Origin of the sequence: Pseudoalteromonas sp. BMB (genome assembly GCF_001709235.1) — a bacterium.
In the GTDB taxonomy this organism is placed as follows: Bacteria; Pseudomonadota; Gammaproteobacteria; order Enterobacterales; family Alteromonadaceae; genus Pseudoalteromonas; species Pseudoalteromonas maricaloris.
The window spans coordinates 1-16,315 of sequence record NZ_MBQA01000228.1 but is presented as its reverse complement, the minus strand read 5'-3'; the positions used below and the strand labels follow the sequence as shown (position 1 = coordinate 16,315).

Here is a 16,315-nt window from a genome sequence, read left to right as displayed (position 1 = left end):
GGTACCTTAGCGAGAGCAGGACGCGGAAGCGGTGTTTTCCCTAAAACTCTCTGGCTAGACAAGGAAAAAACTAAGTTTTGCTTTAGCAACAATGAGTTGGAACATTCCTTATCCAAACCACAGGTTAAATAGCAATACTTAGATGTGATAAAAAGCCATGTGAGAACATGGCTTTTTTACGTTTTACTGTCGGTTAGTTCTTACCGCATACGGAGTTTGATCTTGTTCACTCGAACGATATGGATTGATATCTAACCCGCCGCGGCGAGTATAGCGCGCATAAACCGATAATTTTTCAGGGTTAAAGGTGCGCCAAAGCTCACAGTAAATGCGTTCAACACATTGCTCATGGAACTCGTTGTGGTCACGGAATGAGATTAGGTACTTAAGCAGCGCTTCTCGGTCGATTTGCTTACCACGGTAACTTATCACCACGCTTGCCCAGTCTGGCTGTGAGGTGATGAGGCAATTTGACTTGAGTAAGTGGCTGTGAAGCGTCTCGTCAACCACATCCTCAGAGGCAAATTGTAGTAAGTCACTATTTGGTGTGTAGCTATCAACTTCAATATCCAGCTCGTCGATACACTCACCAGGGAGGCGCGAGAAAGGAATACAATCGAATTCGTCTGCGCCAAATAATATCACGCTAACTTGGCTATTTGATGCCGTAGAAAGATCCGCAGCTAGCGTTTGGCGCACGGTTTCCATCGTATCAAAGCGACTTTGGTTAAAGCTATTCAAGTAAAGTTTGAACGATTTTGACTCAATGATATGTGAGCTTTGGCAAGGAAACACAAAAGTGGCAACCGCAACTTGAGGTTTACCTTTGTTATTGAGCCAAGACAGTTCGTAGCCTGTCCAGGTATCTTCACCTTTGAATGGTAAAGCGGACTCATCAACATTGATTTGGTCACGATTGAGTTTACGTGCAATGGGGTGCAGCAGGCTTGGAGTATAAACACTGGCATATTCTGTGGTTTTACCAAGCACAGAAGATTGCAGCTCTGGCGAATTACTGTAGTCTGTCATGTTAATTCAAATCTCGTTACAATGCGGTCATTATAACGAATGTTCACCTCGGGATTAATAGCAATTTGCTTAATTACACGAAACAAGTACTCAGCCCGAGGTGAGAAAAATAAAGAGAGCTTTATATATGACTCAGCCCGTAAATATGGCGCGCTTGCATCAAGCCTATGCAGACTATCATCAACAGACCTTCAAAGATTTACCGAGTACCGAGCATGATGAAAGTTGGCCGAGCCCATGTGAGCAGGGTGAACCGAACAAGCTTAACGAGATAAAATGGCTAGCGGTAGAGCGCTCGCCAGCGGGACATCTAAATGATTTAGCCAGAGCGTTGGAAACGCAATTTCCTGAGGGATTGAACGGACTGTATGGTGATTTCTTTGCTGGCAATATCGTGGCATTTATTGAGGGTAAGCAAATTGAGCTACTGCAAGCATGGAACGAAGATGACTTTGAGCGCTTGCAGCAAAATATCACCGGCCATATTTTAATGAAACGCAGGCTCAAACAACCTGAAACCGTGTTTATTGGCTTAACAGAAGCAGATGACTTATTGGTGTCGGTCGATATCGCTACGGGTCAAGTTGGGTTAGAGTTTGTCGGTAAGAAGCAGCACCATGTTTTGGCTGATTCTATCGCAGAGTTTGTGGAAAAACTGACCGTCAACTACCCAATATAGCTAGTTGGTATAAAGGAGCTTGCGCTCCTTATTGAAAGTCCCAAGAAATATTCGAGACCAATTGGCAAGTTTCGCAGCGAAAGTCGAAAAGGCCGAACCAAGGCTCTTCAAGTAACCAGTCTCCCTGGCAGCTTGGGCATTTTCTTGCTTTTTCTGCGGCGAGGTTTTCGCCGCCAACACGATACAGATAATAGTAAACCGGTTTTTTTGTGAGAAAGCGAATACGTTTGCTCAAATCCATGCCACGTCTAAACAAATCGCTACCTGTACTGGAAATTTCTTCCAATGCAGCAAATTCGCAGCGAGTCGCACCATTGATCTGTATTTGATCGCAGGCTTGCCAATCTTCTTTCCATTTGATCAGTGCTTTGTAATCACCGTTGGCAATAGCTGGGATTTTATATAAAGGCACTGGTAAAAAGTCGTCGCCACAATACAGTGGACTACAAGTGTGTACGTATGTGGTGTAGAGAATGTAGCTTGACGGTTCATGACAGGCATCAGCGCTGTTGGCATGTATATCTTGCCCAAAAACTTTGACCTTAGGTGCAAGCAAGCCTGATTGCTGTAGCTGGTCAATTGCAAACTTCACAAAAGGACTATGGTTTAATGGATGCAAAGCGTCTTCTTCTGGACACATCACACGAGTAACGAAATAGCCATCTTTAAGTACAGTTGGAAATTCGTCACCAATGATTTGACCATTAAAGCGAAGGGCATTGACCACACGGTTAATGGCCTGCTCGGCAGAATCTAAGGTGGTTTCCTCATAGCAATCAAAAGTTAAGTCGACAACAAACACTACGACTTCTCCAATAAGGCAATGAGCTTATCAAGCTTAGCTTCAATTCTATCTAATTGGCTTTGTGAACTTGCTTTGACGACCTCTTCAACCTCTTGAAAGTGATCAATACAGGTAGGGTCTTGTTTGTACGCAGCAATGCCTGAGATGACGTCTGGCATTGCGACGCTTTGAGTTAATTTGCTTTTTGTTAGCGCGACGGTTGGAGTCTTTCCACTATCGACTAATTTTTTGATAGCTCTGGCAACAGCAGGGTGCATAGAGGTTCCTAAACGCCTTAATTATAGGAGTGGATCATAGCACCAAGTTACGCAAGGAGCGATTGCTTTAGCTATCTTAACATCGCATCTAGTTCGTCAATGATTTCACTCCAATCGGCGTCCTCTTTCAGTGATTCTTCAATAAAGTGACGCTGTCCTTCATTCCAAAATGGTGCTTGGCTTAACAGCATATCGTCAGGAAGGCGGTGTTGTTTGACAAACCCTTCAATCGCCTTGGGATTGTTGTCGAGCCCAAGTTGGGCAAATAAAGTACTCATAGTATGGCGACTAGTATCCATTTCGTTCTCCCTCGTTTGCTTGAATTTTACTCACTAACTATAGTAAAGGTGGTTGTAAAACCTTTAGCAAGTCATCATCGATAAAAACCATAATGACTAATGCGATGATAAATATACCTGTCCACGACTGAATAAATTGTGACTTGTATCAATATCTATCACAAGCGAGTAGCCGTACATTATTAAAGTACACAGAAAAAATTCTGAGGTTTTGATATTAAGTAGTATTTCGGCATGATTATCAGAAGCTTGGGGCAATAACAATAAGGAACCGTGATGTCAGTAGAAACTTCTCAACATGAACTAATAGTTAGATATTTAAATCCAGAAGATATCAATGTAGCCGCGAGTGTGTTGTATCAGGCTTACCACGATGATCCGCTACTCAAACAGGTATTGGAGGCAAAACAAGAAGCAATTTTTGAAAAAAAACTCAGAGCCTTAATACGAGAAGAGTTGTCGGCATTTGGCCAAACGGGTCAGCCTATGGTGGGGTTATATCATCAAGATAGATTGGTCGCGGTAGCATGCGTTATTGCAAATGGCGATGAATTGGACGCAAATCGGCAATGGCATTGGCGATTACGACTCATGATGAGTGCGGGATATTTGCAAACGCAGCAGCTTATCGATAAAGAAAAGTCGATTAGACAAGCGTTGCAAACGCAAGAGCCGTGTCACTTTTTATCCCTAATTGCCGTTGACCCACATGTTCAAGGGCTTGGCTATGGTCACTATTTACTCACCGCGCTGGATGATTTAATTGCACAAAGTGAAGAAACGAAAGGGATGGCAGTATTTATTACTAAGCCAGAACACGCGCAGTTTTTTGCAGGTCACGGTTATCAAGTTTTACAAAAGATGGCGTTTAGCTCAGTAGAAGGCACATTGTTATTTAAGAGCAAATAGCAACAATGGAAATTACCCTGTGAGATATCTCCTACGAGAATGTGGGTTAAGGCGCTTTGTAGTACCGAATTTGTAGTGTTATTTTTTCTTATCTTTTTGTTTTTAAATGAATTATTCTACTTTTCTTTTAAATGACAGCAAAAAGATTGTTCCTAGCTATCTAACAAAAATGCTCAATCCCCGTAAACTTAATAATGTAAGGAAACACAAGAGCAGGAGCTCAGCGTCAAAGGATAAGGAATTTGACAACAAGAGAAGGATGTATTGCATAAGGCAAGGAAGATCAGGAACTCGAGGAAGCGAGTGTGAAGCGGAGCTTCACTAGGGATAAGGAGACACATGGAGTGTCAAGGAGCGCGGGAAGCGTAGTGGAGCAAGGAAGAGTAAATAGGGATGAGCAAGGCTCTAGGATGAAGGAGCGCAATCCGGATGATTGCGAAGTGGATGGGTTACACTGGACGTAACAATGTATAGGGAGCACATAGGGAATATGTGAAGCGGAGCCAAGATGGCGTAGGAGCGCGGGAAGCGAAGTGGAGGCCAAGGGGGCTAAAATGGAGATGCACTGGAAGTGCTAATGGATGACACAAGGATGAGAGCCGGGTAAGTCGGAGTACATACCCGTTCAGGGGAAGAAGAATTGGCGGATTGCTTTTGGGTTGTAAAGCAGAGGAATCGGATACCTCTTGGGATAATCGTCAGGATTGAGGCGCAGCAGATAGGCTAGCGCCTTAGTTTTTTGTGGCGTTTGTAAATTTGATATTTATTTTCCTAGTAACTTAGTTGAAGTTTTCAAAACTTTCCGCTTGCAGTTTCATTATTACCTTTCGATCTCATTGCTAGATTATTCCACTCTCATTTTAGTCTTATTTTTAGTGCACGATGTTGGCGCAATAGCTAAGGAAAAAGAAATGGAATGGTATCTAACAGTATTAAAAAGATATTCCGATTTTAGTGGACGTTCAAGACGCAAAGAATATTGGATGTTTATCTTGATAAATGCGTTGATAGGCTTTGCTATTGGGATTGTCGACGGGCTTTTTGGAACCCTGTTTTTGACAGGTATCTATTATTTAACGGTTCTAGTACCGACGGTTGCTGTATCTATTCGTCGTCTTCACGATACTGGACGCTCGGGTTGGTGGCTGCTTGTGAGCTTTGTGCCTATTGTCGGTTTATTAGTGATGATATATTTCACCACCATGGATAGCGAGGTTGGTGAAAACGACTACGGACCAAGCGTCAAAGGATATGTTTAAAATAGTCGTACTATAAATTCAGAGTAGGCACTGGTATTCATATGAATTTAAGTGCCTACTTTCGCACTCACCGAATTAACTTGCGATTTTATAAGCGGGCAATTCTTTTTTGACTAATCGTTCATTTTCTAAGTAAAGCTTGCCTTGATAGGCTGACTCGCCATCTGAACTAAACTCAAACATAAATTGGCTTTTTATTCCAAGTTTACCGTCTTTTAATACCCCAAAGCGGCGCTTAATACAGGCAACACTTAACAGTTGCACTTGCAAACTTTCAGCTTGATGCTGTGCATGCCTATTTGCCGCTTCTGCGATCTGGCGGCTATACCAAAATAGCGCGATAACAGATGAAACGATGATAAAAAGCCAAAGCGTTGTCATTTAAGAAAATAACCTTCCAATTGCACGAGACAGAGTTTCACTGCGATTTTCTGCTCTAATAATCCCTAAAACATGTGGGCGTAACATAGGTATTGCAACTAAGTCTGCGAAAATACTGCTGAAAAGTCCATCGATTTGATTATTCTCAGCGGCTTTTTCCATATAGGTAAAGAGCCTTTGCTGGTCGGTTAGTGTCTCCCAAGCACGCCCTGCAATAGTGAGTAAGCAATCTGCATCTGATCCCAACTCAGATGCTAAAATGGCGTCTACGGCATGTGCGATGAGACCAAGCGCGTGACTTCCCGACATCGCACGTAAATTAGTGACTACGGCGTCCTTATCTTGCTGTTGGCATGCATGGGTCAAAGCGGCTACAAAGTCTTCGGTTTGAGATGTTGAGATGGTAACGTGCTCAAGCATTGCGGCTAATGGGGTCTTAACTTCTGCAGGCAAAACAGCCCACGCCTGTTGCAGGTTGCGCGCGTTATGACCGTGGTCTAGACGTAGGGCAAAGTCAGCAATACCTTGTAGTGCTATTTCTTGCCAGCGCTCGAACCCAAGCTTGCCCGAAAAGTAGAGTTCGGTGTGCTCGTAATATTGAGAAGCCGGGCGATTAAGCTCACGCTTTAATAGCGCATTGAACGCAGCGAGTTTGTTCGCATTTGGCGTGAAGACATAAGGGTTGTTATCAAGTTTCCCTTGAGCGGCTTCACCCGTGAGTTGTGTACCTAATGCTTCGAGCACCATGGAGGCAAAGTGGTCACGACTGGCGATAATGAGCTTGCTTTGCTCATCTAGTGGAAATTTTAAAAACCAAACATAAGGATCAACTGTCGCCTCATTATCCCAAAATTGAATTGCCATGATGGCATGACCACCAAGCGGATAAGGATAAGGGACTTGAGTATTCTCAATTTGCGCAAACTGCTTCTTATCTATTTTTGTGATACGTCGACCCAGATCATAGACTCGCCACTGCGTACCGGCGTTTGTTAGTAATTCACCTAAAGTTGAAATTTGCGCTGTCATGAATGCTCTATATGTTACTTATATTTTCAATAGCGGCAATTATAGCTACTTTTAGGTGCGCTGATAAGCCTATGAAAAAGGTGTACTTGAGAGAATTGGCTAGCTCCTAAATAATGCAAATTGCTATAATGTAAAAAATTGAGAAAGAGACAGAACCGATGAATTCGGAATTATTGATTCAGTTAGATGAACTAGAGACTTGTTTAAAAGCAACGGGTCTTTGGCAAGACGAGCCAATTTCGGCTAAGGCACTTACCTCTACGGAGCCATTTTGCTGCGATACGATGACCTTCGCGCAGTGGTTGCAATTTGTATTCTTGGGCAAAATGCGAACAATGGTAGAAAGTGGTGAAGCATTACCGGAAAATATGGCGATTGCGCCAATGGCTGAAATGGTGCTGAGTGAACATCTTTATTTTAATGCGGTGCATCAGTGCTTAAAAAACCTTGATAATACAATTGCAAAGAGCGCGTAATGCTTGAGATCTTATATCAAGATGCGCATTATGTAGCGATAAATAAGCCGTCAGGGTTATTGGTTCATCGCTCGTTTTTGGATAAGCGAGAAACACAATTTGCGATGCAAATGCTGCGTGATCAACTTGGTCAACATGTTTTCCCCGTTCACCGTTTAGATAGACCAACGTCAGGCGTGCTGCTGTTTGCGCTAAGCTCTGAGGCCGCGCGAGACATGAATGAAGTCTTTATTAGCGGTAATATTCAAAAACGCTATTTAGCGCTTGTTCGCGGGTTTGCTCCTGAATCTAGATTCGTCGACAGACCACTCAAAGAAGAACTTGATAAAATCGCTGATAAGTTTGCCTGTCAGGATAAAGCTCCGCAGGAGGCGCAAACACAGATTAATTGTTTATTGCAGGGTAGCTTGCCAATTCCTTTTGGGAAGTATCCAAGTATCCGCTACTCATTGGTGGAGTGCTTTCCTAAAACGGGTAGAAAACACCAAATCAGGCGTCACCTCAACTATTTAGCACATCCGATTATTGGTGATGTCAATCACGGTGATAATAAACACAACCACTTTTTTGTCGATCATTTTGGCTTACGTCGGTTGATGTTATTTGCAACTAAATTGGAATTTGTACATCCTTATAACAACACGACGATTTCAATTACCGCGGATTTGGGGGAAGAAGCATTGGCTGTCTTCGCTCAGCTCGGCTGGTCAGACAACGAGAAGGATTATAAATAATGGCAAAAGTTTCCATTTTTGTGGGAAGTATGTACGGCAATGCTGAAAACTTGGCAAACGACAGTGCTGAGTTTTTGAATAAATCGGGTCATGAGGCAAGTGTTATTGAACCTGCTTCCATCGTTGATGTAACGCAAGCTGAAAACATTTTATTTATTTCTTCCACCACCGGATCTGGTGATATTCCCGATAACTTGTTGCCTTTATTTTTGCAAATGCAAAGCGAATTTCCGATGCTAACGGGCAAGAAAGTAGCGGTCATCGCATTGGGGGATTCTAGTTATGGCGATACTTATTGTGGTGCTGGAAAGCAAATTGATGCCCTGATTGAAGAGTTGAACGCCACTCGAGCACAACCGCGTTTAGACATCGATGCATGTGAATATTTTGAGCCTTGGGAGCCTGCTGAGCCTTGGCTTCAAGCATTGGCAAAAAACCTTTAGGTTTTATCTTCTGTTCAGCATTACCTTTCAATTTATGCGGCTTAATAGGTCGCGTTGCCTGCTTAAATAGCAAACTTATCAGCATAGTCATAGTAACGAGAAAATATAAATATTTACATTCTGGTTACGTTGTGTGACATTGGTCTTGGTTGTATGAAAAGTGACCGATATTATAAAGTTCAAAATAATGAAAAGGAAAAAATAATGATTAAACCGATTCTATTTGCTGTATCTGCTATTTTCGCCACCGCTATGTCGTCTAATGCTACCGCATTCGAAGAAATTTACCTTGAATGTTACAAAAATGGTGAGTTGTTATGGGCTGACTCTTTTACTGATTATCGAGACGCGGATAACGCATCGAGAATTTGCAGGAGGATTGGTGGTACACCAATAATGTATTAACGATATCAGTTCTTTATGAAACTTTCTTTAGATAATACTAATCAGCATTGAAGTCTAACCAAATTTTTTGGTTTAAATCAGCTGTAAGCGACATTGAAAAACTGTGTATTTAAACGATAGTACTGTCGTAATTTTTAAGGAAAAGTGAGTCAAAAGAGCTGCTTTAATATGTAAAAATCCAATATCATCACTGATATTGGATTTTTATTTTTTAACTCTATACCTTAGCGCTAAACACGTTTCGTCTGAACTTTCAGTTTTAACTTTTGACCTGGCTGCAGGTACTTCTGTCCAGTCAGGTTGTTCCATTTGACGATTTCATTCACGCTAACGTTAAATTTAGTGGCGATACGTGCTAGTGAGTCGCCTTTACGCACTTTATAAGTGATTGTGCGCTCGGTGTTGACGAGGACGGTTTGAGTCGCTGCCTTTTCATCTTTAAAGACGGTAAGCTTTTGTCCAAGGCGTAAAACCGCATTGGTTTTTAACTTATTCCAGCTAGCTAATTGTTTAACCGTCACATCGTATTCGCGGCTGATATCCCACAATGTATCGCCTGACTTTACCGTGTGGCTGAGCTTTTTCTTGGTTACTTTGTTGGCGGCAAGGCGCACTTCTGGCGGTAAATGCTCACTTTGCAATTCGCCATCACTGAGTGGCACCAATAACTTCTGGCCAACACGGATCATATTGCCATCGATGCTATTGAGTGAGCGAATGGCGCCGATACTAGTATTAAACTTAGTCGCAACGACCGACAGGCTATCTCCTTTTTGCACCGTATAATATTGCCAACGAAGCCTATCTTTTACTTCAGTTTTAGCTAATTTCTCTTGAAAAGCGTCAACCTTTTCCATGGGTAATAATAACTGGTGTGGACCATCTGGATCGGTGGCCCAACGATTAAATCCTGGATTTAGGCGATAGAGTTCAGTTAAAGAAATATCGGCCATTTCAGCGGCAAGCGCTAAATCAATTTGTGACCCAACCTCAACGGTATCAACAACTTGAGCATTGATGATAGGCTGCCACGCGACCTTAAACTCATCTGAGCGTTTTAATAGATCGGACAAGGCAAGTAATTTAGGCACATACGCGGTGGTTTCGCGAGGTAAATCGAGAGACCAAAAATCGGTAGGCAAATGCTTTTTACGATTTTTTCGGATTGCATTGAGCAACCGGCCTTCACCTGAGTTGTAAGCTGCAATTGCGTTTAACCAATCGCCTTCCAGCGTTTTATGGAGGTAGGTGAGGTAATCAAGCGCGGCTTGCGTTGATGCGATAATATCGCGACGACCGTCATACCACCAATTTTGTTTAAGGTTGAAGCGTTCACCTGTTTGAGGCATAAATTGCCAAATACCGGAAGCGGTGCGGTGTGAATAGCCAAATGGATCGAATGCGCTTTCTACAATAGGTAACAATGCGATTTCAACAGGCATATTGCGCTTCTCTACTTCTTCAACAATATAATAGAGGTAAGGTTCTGCGCGTTTTGCGATACGGTCTAAATAGGCTTGGTGACGTTGATAGTAATTACGTTCGGCGACAACCGGTCTATTTTGTGGTACTTCGATAGATAACTGATAACGGATCCGCTCCCATACGTCGTCAAATACAGGCACAGCATCTTCATCTTCGTCTTGCCATGAGGTACTGAGTGTTTGAGAGATATCATAAGGGCTCGCGTGATCTAAGTTGGCTTGCTTCACTTGTTCAGTTGCAGTTTCCAATGGTGTTTCTTGCGTGATTTCACAACCACTTAATATTGCTGATGATGCAATAATAAAGGCGAGCTTTTTCATAAATGCGTTCTTTTGCTTGGGGGTTCGGACAAAAACTCGGCAATATTACCGAGTTTGTATCAGCATTTAAAGCTTCTTTATTATTTTATTTCGACTTCCTAAAAATCGTTAGATATGCTTATCTTTGGCGGTGTCGCAAAGAAAATGGATAATTTATTCAATACTTCCCATGCAAGTGCGCCAAAAAAGCGTCATTTTGGCGTTACATTAGGTCACTATTGAATATTTTAGAAGTTATCCTTCCATTTTCTCAGTGCACTAAAGCGAGCTTCTGGTGTATTTTCTGGCGCGATAAATTGCGTTGGTACATGGGTGAGAATGGCTTCATTTGCGGCACGCACAAATGGATTGATTGCTTTTTGCTGTTCAATTGTCGTCGGTACTGTGCGCTCGTTATTGGCACGTAATGACTTTGCTTGTTGGTGATACTGGGTTAGTGCTTGGTTAGTGGGCTCAACGGCCTCAGCAAAAGCAAGATTCGCGAGCGTGTACTCGTGTGTGCAATACACTTTACATGTGTCAGGTAGGGTGAGTAGCTTTTCAAAGGAGCGCCACATTTGACTTGGTGTTCCCTCAAAAAGCCTGCCACAACCTGCATTGAATAAGGTATCCCCCGTAAAAGCCAGCTCATCATTTACATAACAGATATGGTCTAACGTGTGTCCTGGGGTGGCGATAATGTTCAGCGTGGTATCAAAAAGTGTGATCTTATCGTGTTCACTAAGGCCATGAGTAATGCCTTTATATTTACCATTTTTAGGCCCGTAGACTGTTAAGCTAGGAAAGTGTAATAAAAGCGGGGCAATGCCATCAGTATGATCCCAATGGTGATGGGTGACTAATATGCCTTGGAGTGTTAAATCAAATTTGGCGAGGTAATCTAAAACAGGTTGTTCGTCACCTGGGTCAACTACCCAACAGTTTGAACTTAGAGGGTCTTTTATCACCCAGATATAATTGTCATCAAATGCTTTGATTGCATCGACTTGCACCATAACGCAATGCTCTATAAAGTGATTAATAACACCAGTATAACGAGCTTAGTAAATGAAACCAGCGTTAAGTTTTTTACAAGGACCCAAACCCGATGAGTGGCAAGACTTTCCTCACGGTGAATATTTAAAAGTGGGGATCCAAAAACGACTGGATGAATGGCTACCAAGAATGTTTGGTTACCACATGCTAAAACTCGGCTGTTTGAGCGGTCAAATGAATACCTCTGCCAGCCCGATTAAGCATCAAGTTTGTGTTGCCCCACAAGGTAAATATGTCGGGGTATTTGCTGAAATTGACGAGCTACCTTTTTACGAAAACTCAGTCGATGCTTGTATTTTAAGCCAGTGTTTAGAATATCATTCTGATCCGCATCATATTCTACGTGAAGCCCATCGCACACTTATTCCCGGTGGTTATATTGTGATTTCAGGTTTTAATCCATTTAGTTTATGTGGTGTGGCGCAAATGCTTCCCTTTAGTAAAGAAAAACTCCCTTGGTCAGGGCGCTTCTTTACTCCATCGCGGGTGAAGGATTGGCTAGATTTACTCGGGTTTGAGATTGTTGGTGACGAGCGTTTTATCTATGCGTCTTTAGCGCGAGGCTCGAGGCTTTCTCGTTTTGCGCCATGGCGCCGCTTTTGTCGTCATTACTTAAAGCCCATGGGAAGCGTGTATATGTTGGTGGCAAGAAAGCGGGTGATGCCGCTCACTCCAATCAAACCCAAGTGGCATGTAAAGCCTAAGTGGACACCCGCTGTTAAAGGGGCTGGACTCAGGCAAACCTGTCAAGATAAAGATTAGCTTTGTGACTTAAGGTAACCATTGATGGAGTAGGTACAGGAACGCTGTTCCTAGAGGCGTATTAAATACTGGCTTCGTAGCCTTCATCTACAAGTAGGTGTGAACCTGAAGCCGCTTCACGCGCTAAGTCATCAACAAGCTCATTGTATTTATTTCCAGCGTGACCTTTTACCCAGCGCCATTGGATCGTATGTCGGCTGGTGGCAGCGTCCAGTCTTTGCCATAAATCGACATTTTTTACTGGTTGTTTGGCTGCGGTTTTCCAATTGCGCTTTTTCCAATTTTCAAGCCAAGACTCAATGCCTTGTTTAACATATTGGCTGTCGGTATACAGAATGATATCGCAGGGACGCTTTAATGTTTCGAGTGCAATAATGGCTGCAAGCATTTCCATTCTGTTATTGGTTGTGAGTTTATACCCTGCACTCATTTCTTTTTCATGTCCTTGATAGGAGAGGTAAACACCATAACCACCTGGACCTGGATTACCTAAACACGAACCATCGGTATAAATCTCTACGGTTTTTTGCACTGAATTGCCTATTTTTATGTAAAATGTGCGAATAGGGTAAAATAATAGCAAAGTTAAGCGGGCAACGATATGCACACACGGCAAATAGTACTGGATACAGAAACTACAGGTATTGATCCTAAAGCGGGGCACAGGATCATTGAAATTGGTTGTGTTGAGCTGGTCAATCGCAGACTAACGGGGAATAACTTCCACGTATATATTAACCCTCAGCGCGACATTGAAGAAGAAGCCATTGATGTTCACGGTATCACCAACGAATTTTTACGTGATAAACCTTTTTTCCATCAAATTGCGCAAGAGTTTTTTGACTACATTAAAGGAGCTGAGCTCGTCATTCATAACGCGCCGTTCGACGTCGGCTTTATGGACCATGAGTTTGCTAAGTTAAACCAAGGCTTTCCGGCGACCCATGATTATTGCCAAGTGCTAGATACTTTGGTGATGGCAAGGGATCTTCATCCGGGCCAGAAGAACAGCCTAGATGCGCTTTGCCGTCGCTACGACATCGATAACTCAAAGCGTACGCTGCACGGCGCTTTACTGGATTCTGAGATCCTTGCTGATGTTTACCTGTCGATGACGGGAGGCCAAAAAAAGCTGAATTTGGCGAATCAAAATAAAGGTGATAAGGCTAACTCAGCTGGTGGCATTATTCGTTTAGACAGCAATCGCCCTGCACTTAAAGTTTTACGTGCTTCTGCCGATGAAGAACAAGCACATACAGAACGTTTAGAGCTTGTAAACAAAGCTTGTGGACAAAGTCTGTGGCAACAATAATGAATATAATCGGTATCGTTGGGGTGGAGTAGACGCTTAACTAGGGGCTTTATCCCAAAAAAGATCACTCAAGCCATCAACGCAATGTAGGGTTAATGCATGAATCTAAAACAGCTGTTCTTGGGGTTTGTACTGCTAGTAAGTACGGTTGTTGGCGCTCAAACACCACAGATTACGATGTTGCAGCGGGACGGTAAGGTAAATGAAATCCCTCTTTTAGATAACCGTTTTCGCATTGATTATAATATTGAAGAGATCACTTTACTGTTTTTTCGCGCTCCAGGCGCTCCCGCCGTGGTACTTGTGAAGCCTGATGGTAGTAAATATTATGCGACCAGTTCGCTGGATAATGATGCACTGCAATGGTACGACGAAGTCAGTTATGACTTGATCATTCTAAAGAACCCAACGCCAGGCCCTTGGCAAGTCATCGGACAGATCCAAAAAAATAGCCGCATAATGGTGCTTGGTGACATTGAGCTCGAAGTTGAAGCTTTGCCCCCGCTATTATTTCGTGGTGAAGTGCTGAAGGTAACAGGGCGCGTGACTAATGATGGCAAACAGATAGATGTGGGTTACTTCCGGGATGTTGTGACTTTGTATGTGGAGTTCTCTAGTACCAATAACGATGAATATGCCAACTTTGGTGCAGGTACGCAAAGCGTGACCGACTTTAAAGATGATGGCCGAGAGTTTGATGAAAGACCCTTGGATGGAATTTTTACTGGTGAGTTTAAATTAAACTTTCCAGCGGGAGAGTGGCAGCCTGAATTCTTCATTGAAACGCCCATTCTAAAAAGGAGAGTGATCAAATCACCTATTGTTATCGCTGAGCCGCCATTCAACTTTGAATTGATGCTAGCGGGTGAAAACGAGCTTGAACATGGCCTTACTATTACGATAGACGACACGGTTGTGAAACCTGAGACCATATTGCTACAGGGCAAAATTTTCTACCCTAATGGTGAAGAGCAGATGTTTACCTTAGATGCAGAAGAGCGGCTTTATCGTCAGCTGCCAATCAAGAATTATGATTGGGGGCGTTATGGTGTAGAAATCTCCGCATTTGGTGAAAATATCAATGGCCGTGAGTTTATGGCAACGCTGCCAAATTACAATTTTGAAATTGAAAGACCCATTGAAAAAGTGCCTGAATTGGAAGCCGCTGCGTTACCAGCAGTGAAACAACCTGAGCCAGAACCAGAGCCGACAATAAGCACAGCGCTATTAGTCAGTATTATTGTTGCTGGTAACTTAGTTGTATTATTGCTCGGTTGGTTAGCCATTCGTATTCTGGTGCAAAAAAAGCCAATTAGACTAAAAGTACCAATGCCAAAGAATCCATTTAAGAAAACCGAAGAAGTGATTGATCTTGATGATTTAGGACCATCTGAAAATAACGCAGCAGGGAATGGTTCAAAAAATGATAAATCAGGTGATATTTTGAACCTTTCAATGAAAGATAACTAAAAAACACGGTTTTTTTTCAAAAAACGGTTGACTCATGAGGGGGTCATTCGTATTATTCACGCCGCTGTCAGGGAGCACACCTTACAGCAAATACTGCAAGAATATGACGCGGAGTGGTAGTTCAGTTGGTTAGAATACCGGCCTGTCACGCCGGGGGTCGCGGGTTCGAGTCCCGTCCACTCCGCCAAATTTCTTCGTAGTATCAATAAGTCGCGCTGGAGTGGTAGTTCAGTTGGTTAGAATACCGGCCTGTCACGCCGGGGGTCGCGGGTTCGAGTCCCGTCCACTCCGCCAATACTTATTACAAACGTGCATTTGCTTCTTATGGAGTGGTAGTTCAGTTGGTTAGAATACCGGCCTGTCACGCCGGGGGTCGCGGGTTCGAGTCCCGTCCACTCCGCCAACACTTCGAAGCAAAAAATGCGAATACTCAGTGGAGTGGTAGTTCAGTTGGTTAGAATACCGGCCTGTCACGCCGGGGGTCGCGGGTTCGAGTCCCGTCCACTCCGCCAATGTATCGCATAACTATATTCAAGCTTTATGACAGCTTGTTTACTCGCTGGAGTGGTAGTTCAGTTGGTTAGAATACCGGCCTGTCACGCCGGGGGTCGCGGGTTCGAGTCCCGTCCACTCCGCCAACACTAAAACGAGTAAAATAATGTCATTAAGATATCTCTGCGGAGTGGTAGTTCAGTTGGTTAGAATACCGGCCTGTCACGCCGGGGGTCGCGGGTTCGAGTCCCGTCCACTCCGCCATTTAAGATATCTTGCAAATCTATCACTGCGGAGTGGTAGTTCAGTTGGTTAGAATACCGGCCTGTCACGCCGGGGGTCGCGGGTTCGAGTCCCGTCCACTCCGCCAGTTTGCATTTTCTTCTAAGCAAGCTTCCTTGACCAAAATTAAAAAGCTCGTTTACGTTAGTCTTTCCCTTATCATCACTATCAAGTCACTTATTTTTCAACATAAGCTTATAATAATGTCGTTATAACTTTGCCCGTTGCAGCAAAGTGATAGTTCAGTTGGTTAGCTGTTGCTTAAGTGGATAGCATTCTGCTAGGTCAAAAGACGATTACCTACGCGCCACACTCATTGTTTTACGTCTCAGTTCTTGTCGCCTTTTATACAAATAGACTAGGGCCTGTTGACCTTTGCTGTTTGATTTTTGTTCTTCTGAGTGTGTTTTGGTCGCGACGCTCGACTTGCCGCCTAGTAATCTAGGCAAAAG

Annotated in this window: 19 protein-coding genes and 7 tRNA genes; 17 read left to right on the top strand and 9 right to left on the bottom strand. The window is 43.2% G+C overall.

Annotation, left to right across the window (positions count from 1 at the left end; translation table 11 throughout):
- Positions 1 to 183 precede the first annotated feature (183 nt).
- A complete protein-coding gene (queF, locus tag BB427_RS23500) occupies positions 184 to 1,029 on the bottom strand; it encodes an NADPH-dependent 7-cyano-7-deazaguanine reductase QueF (protein WP_069023610.1) in 846 nt (281 codons plus the stop codon).
- 127 nt (positions 1,030 to 1,156) lie between these two features.
- Here queF and syd point away from each other — a divergent pair, with 127 nt between their 5' ends.
- Positions 1,157 to 1,708, top strand: coding sequence for a SecY-interacting protein (gene syd, locus BB427_RS23495; RefSeq protein ID WP_069023609.1), 552 nt, complete (start codon positions 1,157 to 1,159; stop codon positions 1,706 to 1,708).
- A gap of 28 nt (positions 1,709 to 1,736) precedes the next feature.
- Here the strand turns inward: syd and BB427_RS23490 are convergent, their stop codons facing one another.
- From BB427_RS23490 to BB427_RS23480, 3 genes are all read right to left on the bottom strand, one after another.
- Positions 1,737 to 2,510 (bottom strand): Zn-ribbon-containing protein, encoded by a 774-nt coding sequence (locus tag BB427_RS23490; RefSeq protein ID WP_069023607.1) that lies wholly within the window; start codon positions 2,508 to 2,510, stop codon positions 1,737 to 1,739.
- Positions 2,510 to 2,770, bottom strand: coding sequence for a hypothetical protein (locus BB427_RS23485; RefSeq protein ID WP_010370912.1), 261 nt, complete (start codon positions 2,768 to 2,770; stop codon positions 2,510 to 2,512). Before BB427_RS23485 ends, BB427_RS23490 begins: the two co-directional genes overlap by 1 nt.
- A 71-nt stretch (positions 2,771 to 2,841) precedes the next feature.
- Entirely contained in the window at positions 2,842 to 3,069 is a 228-nt protein-coding gene (locus BB427_RS23480) for a DUF2789 domain-containing protein (RefSeq protein ID WP_010370914.1), read from the bottom strand.
- A 276-nt stretch (positions 3,070 to 3,345) separates the two neighbouring features.
- Between BB427_RS23480 and BB427_RS23475 the strand changes: the two genes are divergently transcribed.
- Complete coding sequence (locus BB427_RS23475; RefSeq protein WP_017216204.1) at positions 3,346 to 3,978, top strand: N-acetyltransferase; 633 nt, start codon at positions 3,346 to 3,348, stop codon at positions 3,976 to 3,978.
- 911 nt (positions 3,979 to 4,889) lie between these two features.
- A complete protein-coding gene (locus BB427_RS23470; RefSeq protein WP_039496917.1) occupies positions 4,890 to 5,237 on the top strand; it encodes a DUF805 domain-containing protein in 348 nt (115 codons plus the stop codon).
- Between the two features lie 75 nt (positions 5,238 to 5,312).
- Here BB427_RS23470 and BB427_RS23465 read toward each other — a convergent pair whose 3' ends face one another.
- Entirely contained in the window at positions 5,313 to 5,618 is a 306-nt protein-coding gene (locus BB427_RS23465) for a DUF3301 domain-containing protein (protein WP_039496919.1), read from the bottom strand.
- Complete coding sequence (locus BB427_RS23460) at positions 5,619 to 6,647, bottom strand: DUF3549 family protein (RefSeq protein ID WP_069023605.1); 1,029 nt, start codon at positions 6,645 to 6,647, stop codon at positions 5,619 to 5,621.
- A 158-nt stretch (positions 6,648 to 6,805) separates the two neighbouring features.
- Between BB427_RS23460 and BB427_RS23455 the strand changes: the two genes are divergently transcribed.
- The 4 genes from BB427_RS23455 to BB427_RS23440 all read left to right on the top strand — a co-directional run bounded on the left by BB427_RS23455 (position 6,806) and on the right by BB427_RS23440 (position 8,705).
- Positions 6,806 to 7,123, top strand: coding sequence for a YqcC family protein (locus BB427_RS23455; RefSeq protein ID WP_010370929.1), 318 nt, complete (start codon positions 6,806 to 6,808; stop codon positions 7,121 to 7,123).
- Positions 7,123 to 7,857: a tRNA pseudouridine(65) synthase TruC gene (gene truC, locus BB427_RS23450; RefSeq protein WP_039496924.1), complete on the top strand. Its 735-nt coding sequence runs from the start codon at positions 7,123 to 7,125 to the stop codon at positions 7,855 to 7,857. The genes BB427_RS23455 and truC overlap by 1 nt, the downstream gene beginning before the upstream one ends.
- Positions 7,857 to 8,300 carry a flavodoxin gene (locus BB427_RS23445; RefSeq protein ID WP_010370933.1) on the top strand — a complete coding sequence of 148 codons (444 nt, stop codon included), beginning with the start codon at positions 7,857 to 7,859 and terminating at the stop codon, positions 8,298 to 8,300. Before truC ends, BB427_RS23445 begins: the two co-directional genes overlap by 1 nt.
- Positions 8,301 to 8,504: 204 nt before the next feature.
- Positions 8,505 to 8,705, top strand: a complete 201-nt coding sequence (locus BB427_RS23440) for a hypothetical protein (protein ID WP_039496929.1) — start codon at positions 8,505 to 8,507, stop codon at positions 8,703 to 8,705.
- A 230-nt stretch (positions 8,706 to 8,935) separates the two neighbouring features.
- Here BB427_RS23440 and BB427_RS23435 read toward each other — a convergent pair whose 3' ends face one another.
- The gene (locus BB427_RS23435; protein ID WP_069023603.1) at positions 8,936 to 10,510 is read right to left on the bottom strand and encodes a lytic transglycosylase; all 1,575 of its coding nucleotides are present in this window, start codon (positions 10,508 to 10,510) and stop codon (positions 8,936 to 8,938) included.
- A 227-nt stretch (positions 10,511 to 10,737) separates the two neighbouring features.
- The gene (gloB, locus tag BB427_RS23430; RefSeq protein ID WP_069023601.1) at positions 10,738 to 11,505 is read right to left on the bottom strand and encodes a hydroxyacylglutathione hydrolase; all 768 of its coding nucleotides are present in this window, start codon (positions 11,503 to 11,505) and stop codon (positions 10,738 to 10,740) included.
- A gap of 52 nt (positions 11,506 to 11,557) precedes the next feature.
- Between gloB and BB427_RS23425 the strand changes: the two genes are divergently transcribed.
- The gene (locus tag BB427_RS23425) at positions 11,558 to 12,307 is read left to right on the top strand and encodes a class I SAM-dependent methyltransferase (RefSeq protein WP_069023599.1); all 750 of its coding nucleotides are present in this window, start codon (positions 11,558 to 11,560) and stop codon (positions 12,305 to 12,307) included.
- 61 nt (positions 12,308 to 12,368) lie between these two features.
- Here BB427_RS23425 and rnhA read toward each other — a convergent pair whose 3' ends face one another.
- The gene (gene rnhA / locus BB427_RS23420; protein WP_069023597.1) at positions 12,369 to 12,839 is read right to left on the bottom strand and encodes a ribonuclease HI; all 471 of its coding nucleotides are present in this window, start codon (positions 12,837 to 12,839) and stop codon (positions 12,369 to 12,371) included.
- 69 nt (positions 12,840 to 12,908) lie between these two features.
- Here rnhA and dnaQ point away from each other — a divergent pair, with 69 nt between their 5' ends.
- The 9 genes from dnaQ (at position 12,909) to BB427_RS23375 (ending at position 15,951) form a co-directional block, all read left to right on the top strand.
- Positions 12,909 to 13,619 carry a DNA polymerase III subunit epsilon gene (gene dnaQ, locus BB427_RS23415; RefSeq protein WP_039496935.1) on the top strand — a complete coding sequence of 237 codons (711 nt, stop codon included), beginning with the start codon at positions 12,909 to 12,911 and terminating at the stop codon, positions 13,617 to 13,619.
- A gap of 99 nt (positions 13,620 to 13,718) precedes the next feature.
- Positions 13,719 to 15,089: a TIGR03503 family protein gene (locus tag BB427_RS23410; RefSeq protein ID WP_069023596.1), complete on the top strand. Its 1,371-nt coding sequence runs from the start codon at positions 13,719 to 13,721 to the stop codon at positions 15,087 to 15,089.
- A 110-nt stretch (positions 15,090 to 15,199) separates the two neighbouring features.
- A tRNA-Asp gene (locus BB427_RS23405) sits at positions 15,200 to 15,276 on the top strand.
- Between the two features lie 30 nt (positions 15,277 to 15,306).
- Positions 15,307 to 15,383 (top strand) — tRNA-Asp (locus BB427_RS23400).
- Positions 15,384 to 15,415: 32 nt separating this feature from the next.
- Positions 15,416 to 15,492 (top strand) — tRNA-Asp (locus BB427_RS23395).
- Positions 15,493 to 15,524: 32 nt separating this feature from the next.
- Positions 15,525 to 15,601: transfer RNA gene (locus tag BB427_RS23390), tRNA-Asp, on the top strand.
- Between the two features lie 49 nt (positions 15,602 to 15,650).
- Positions 15,651 to 15,727, top strand: a tRNA-Asp gene (locus tag BB427_RS23385).
- 41 nt (positions 15,728 to 15,768) lie between these two features.
- A tRNA-Asp gene (locus BB427_RS23380) sits at positions 15,769 to 15,845 on the top strand.
- A gap of 29 nt (positions 15,846 to 15,874) precedes the next feature.
- A tRNA-Asp gene (locus tag BB427_RS23375) sits at positions 15,875 to 15,951 on the top strand.
- The last annotated feature ends 364 nt before the right edge of the window (positions 15,952 to 16,315 follow it).

What these genes read in the sequence shown, in the direction of transcription:
- dnaQ (WP_039496935.1), top strand. Translation starts at nt 12,909, where the DNA reads ATGCACACACGGCAAATAGTACTGGATACAGAAACTACAGGTATTGAT.
- BB427_RS23425 (WP_069023599.1), top strand. Translation starts at nt 11,558, where the DNA reads ATGAAACCAGCGTTAAGTTTTTTACAAGGACCCAAACCCGATGAGTGG.
- BB427_RS23445 (WP_010370933.1), top strand. Translation starts at nt 7,857, where the DNA reads ATGGCAAAAGTTTCCATTTTTGTGGGAAGTATGTACGGCAATGCTGAA.
- queF (WP_069023610.1), bottom strand. Translation starts at nt 1,029, where the DNA reads ATGACAGACTACAGTAATTCGCCAGAGCTGCAATCTTCTGTGCTTGGT.
- BB427_RS23475 (WP_017216204.1), top strand. Translation starts at nt 3,346, where the DNA reads ATGTCAGTAGAAACTTCTCAACATGAACTAATAGTTAGATATTTAAAT.
- BB427_RS23470 (WP_039496917.1), top strand. Translation starts at nt 4,890, where the DNA reads ATGGAATGGTATCTAACAGTATTAAAAAGATATTCCGATTTTAGTGGA.
- BB427_RS23410 (WP_069023596.1), top strand. Translation starts at nt 13,719, where the DNA reads ATGAATCTAAAACAGCTGTTCTTGGGGTTTGTACTGCTAGTAAGTACG.
- BB427_RS23480 (WP_010370914.1), bottom strand. Translation starts at nt 3,069, where the DNA reads ATGGATACTAGTCGCCATACTATGAGTACTTTATTTGCCCAACTTGGG.
- BB427_RS23460 (WP_069023605.1), bottom strand. Translation starts at nt 6,647, where the DNA reads ATGACAGCGCAAATTTCAACTTTAGGTGAATTACTAACAAACGCCGGT.
- BB427_RS23485 (WP_010370912.1), bottom strand. Translation starts at nt 2,770, where the DNA reads ATGCACCCTGCTGTTGCCAGAGCTATCAAAAAATTAGTCGATAGTGGA.
- BB427_RS23455 (WP_010370929.1), top strand. Translation starts at nt 6,806, where the DNA reads ATGAATTCGGAATTATTGATTCAGTTAGATGAACTAGAGACTTGTTTA.
- BB427_RS23465 (WP_039496919.1), bottom strand. Translation starts at nt 5,618, where the DNA reads ATGACAACGCTTTGGCTTTTTATCATCGTTTCATCTGTTATCGCGCTA.
- BB427_RS23440 (WP_039496929.1), top strand. Translation starts at nt 8,505, where the DNA reads ATGATTAAACCGATTCTATTTGCTGTATCTGCTATTTTCGCCACCGCT.
- truC (WP_039496924.1), top strand. Translation starts at nt 7,123, where the DNA reads ATGCTTGAGATCTTATATCAAGATGCGCATTATGTAGCGATAAATAAG.
- gloB (WP_069023601.1), bottom strand. Translation starts at nt 11,505, where the DNA reads ATGGTGCAAGTCGATGCAATCAAAGCATTTGATGACAATTATATCTGG.
- syd (WP_069023609.1), top strand. Translation starts at nt 1,157, where the DNA reads ATGACTCAGCCCGTAAATATGGCGCGCTTGCATCAAGCCTATGCAGAC.
- BB427_RS23435 (WP_069023603.1), bottom strand. Translation starts at nt 10,510, where the DNA reads ATGAAAAAGCTCGCCTTTATTATTGCATCATCAGCAATATTAAGTGGT.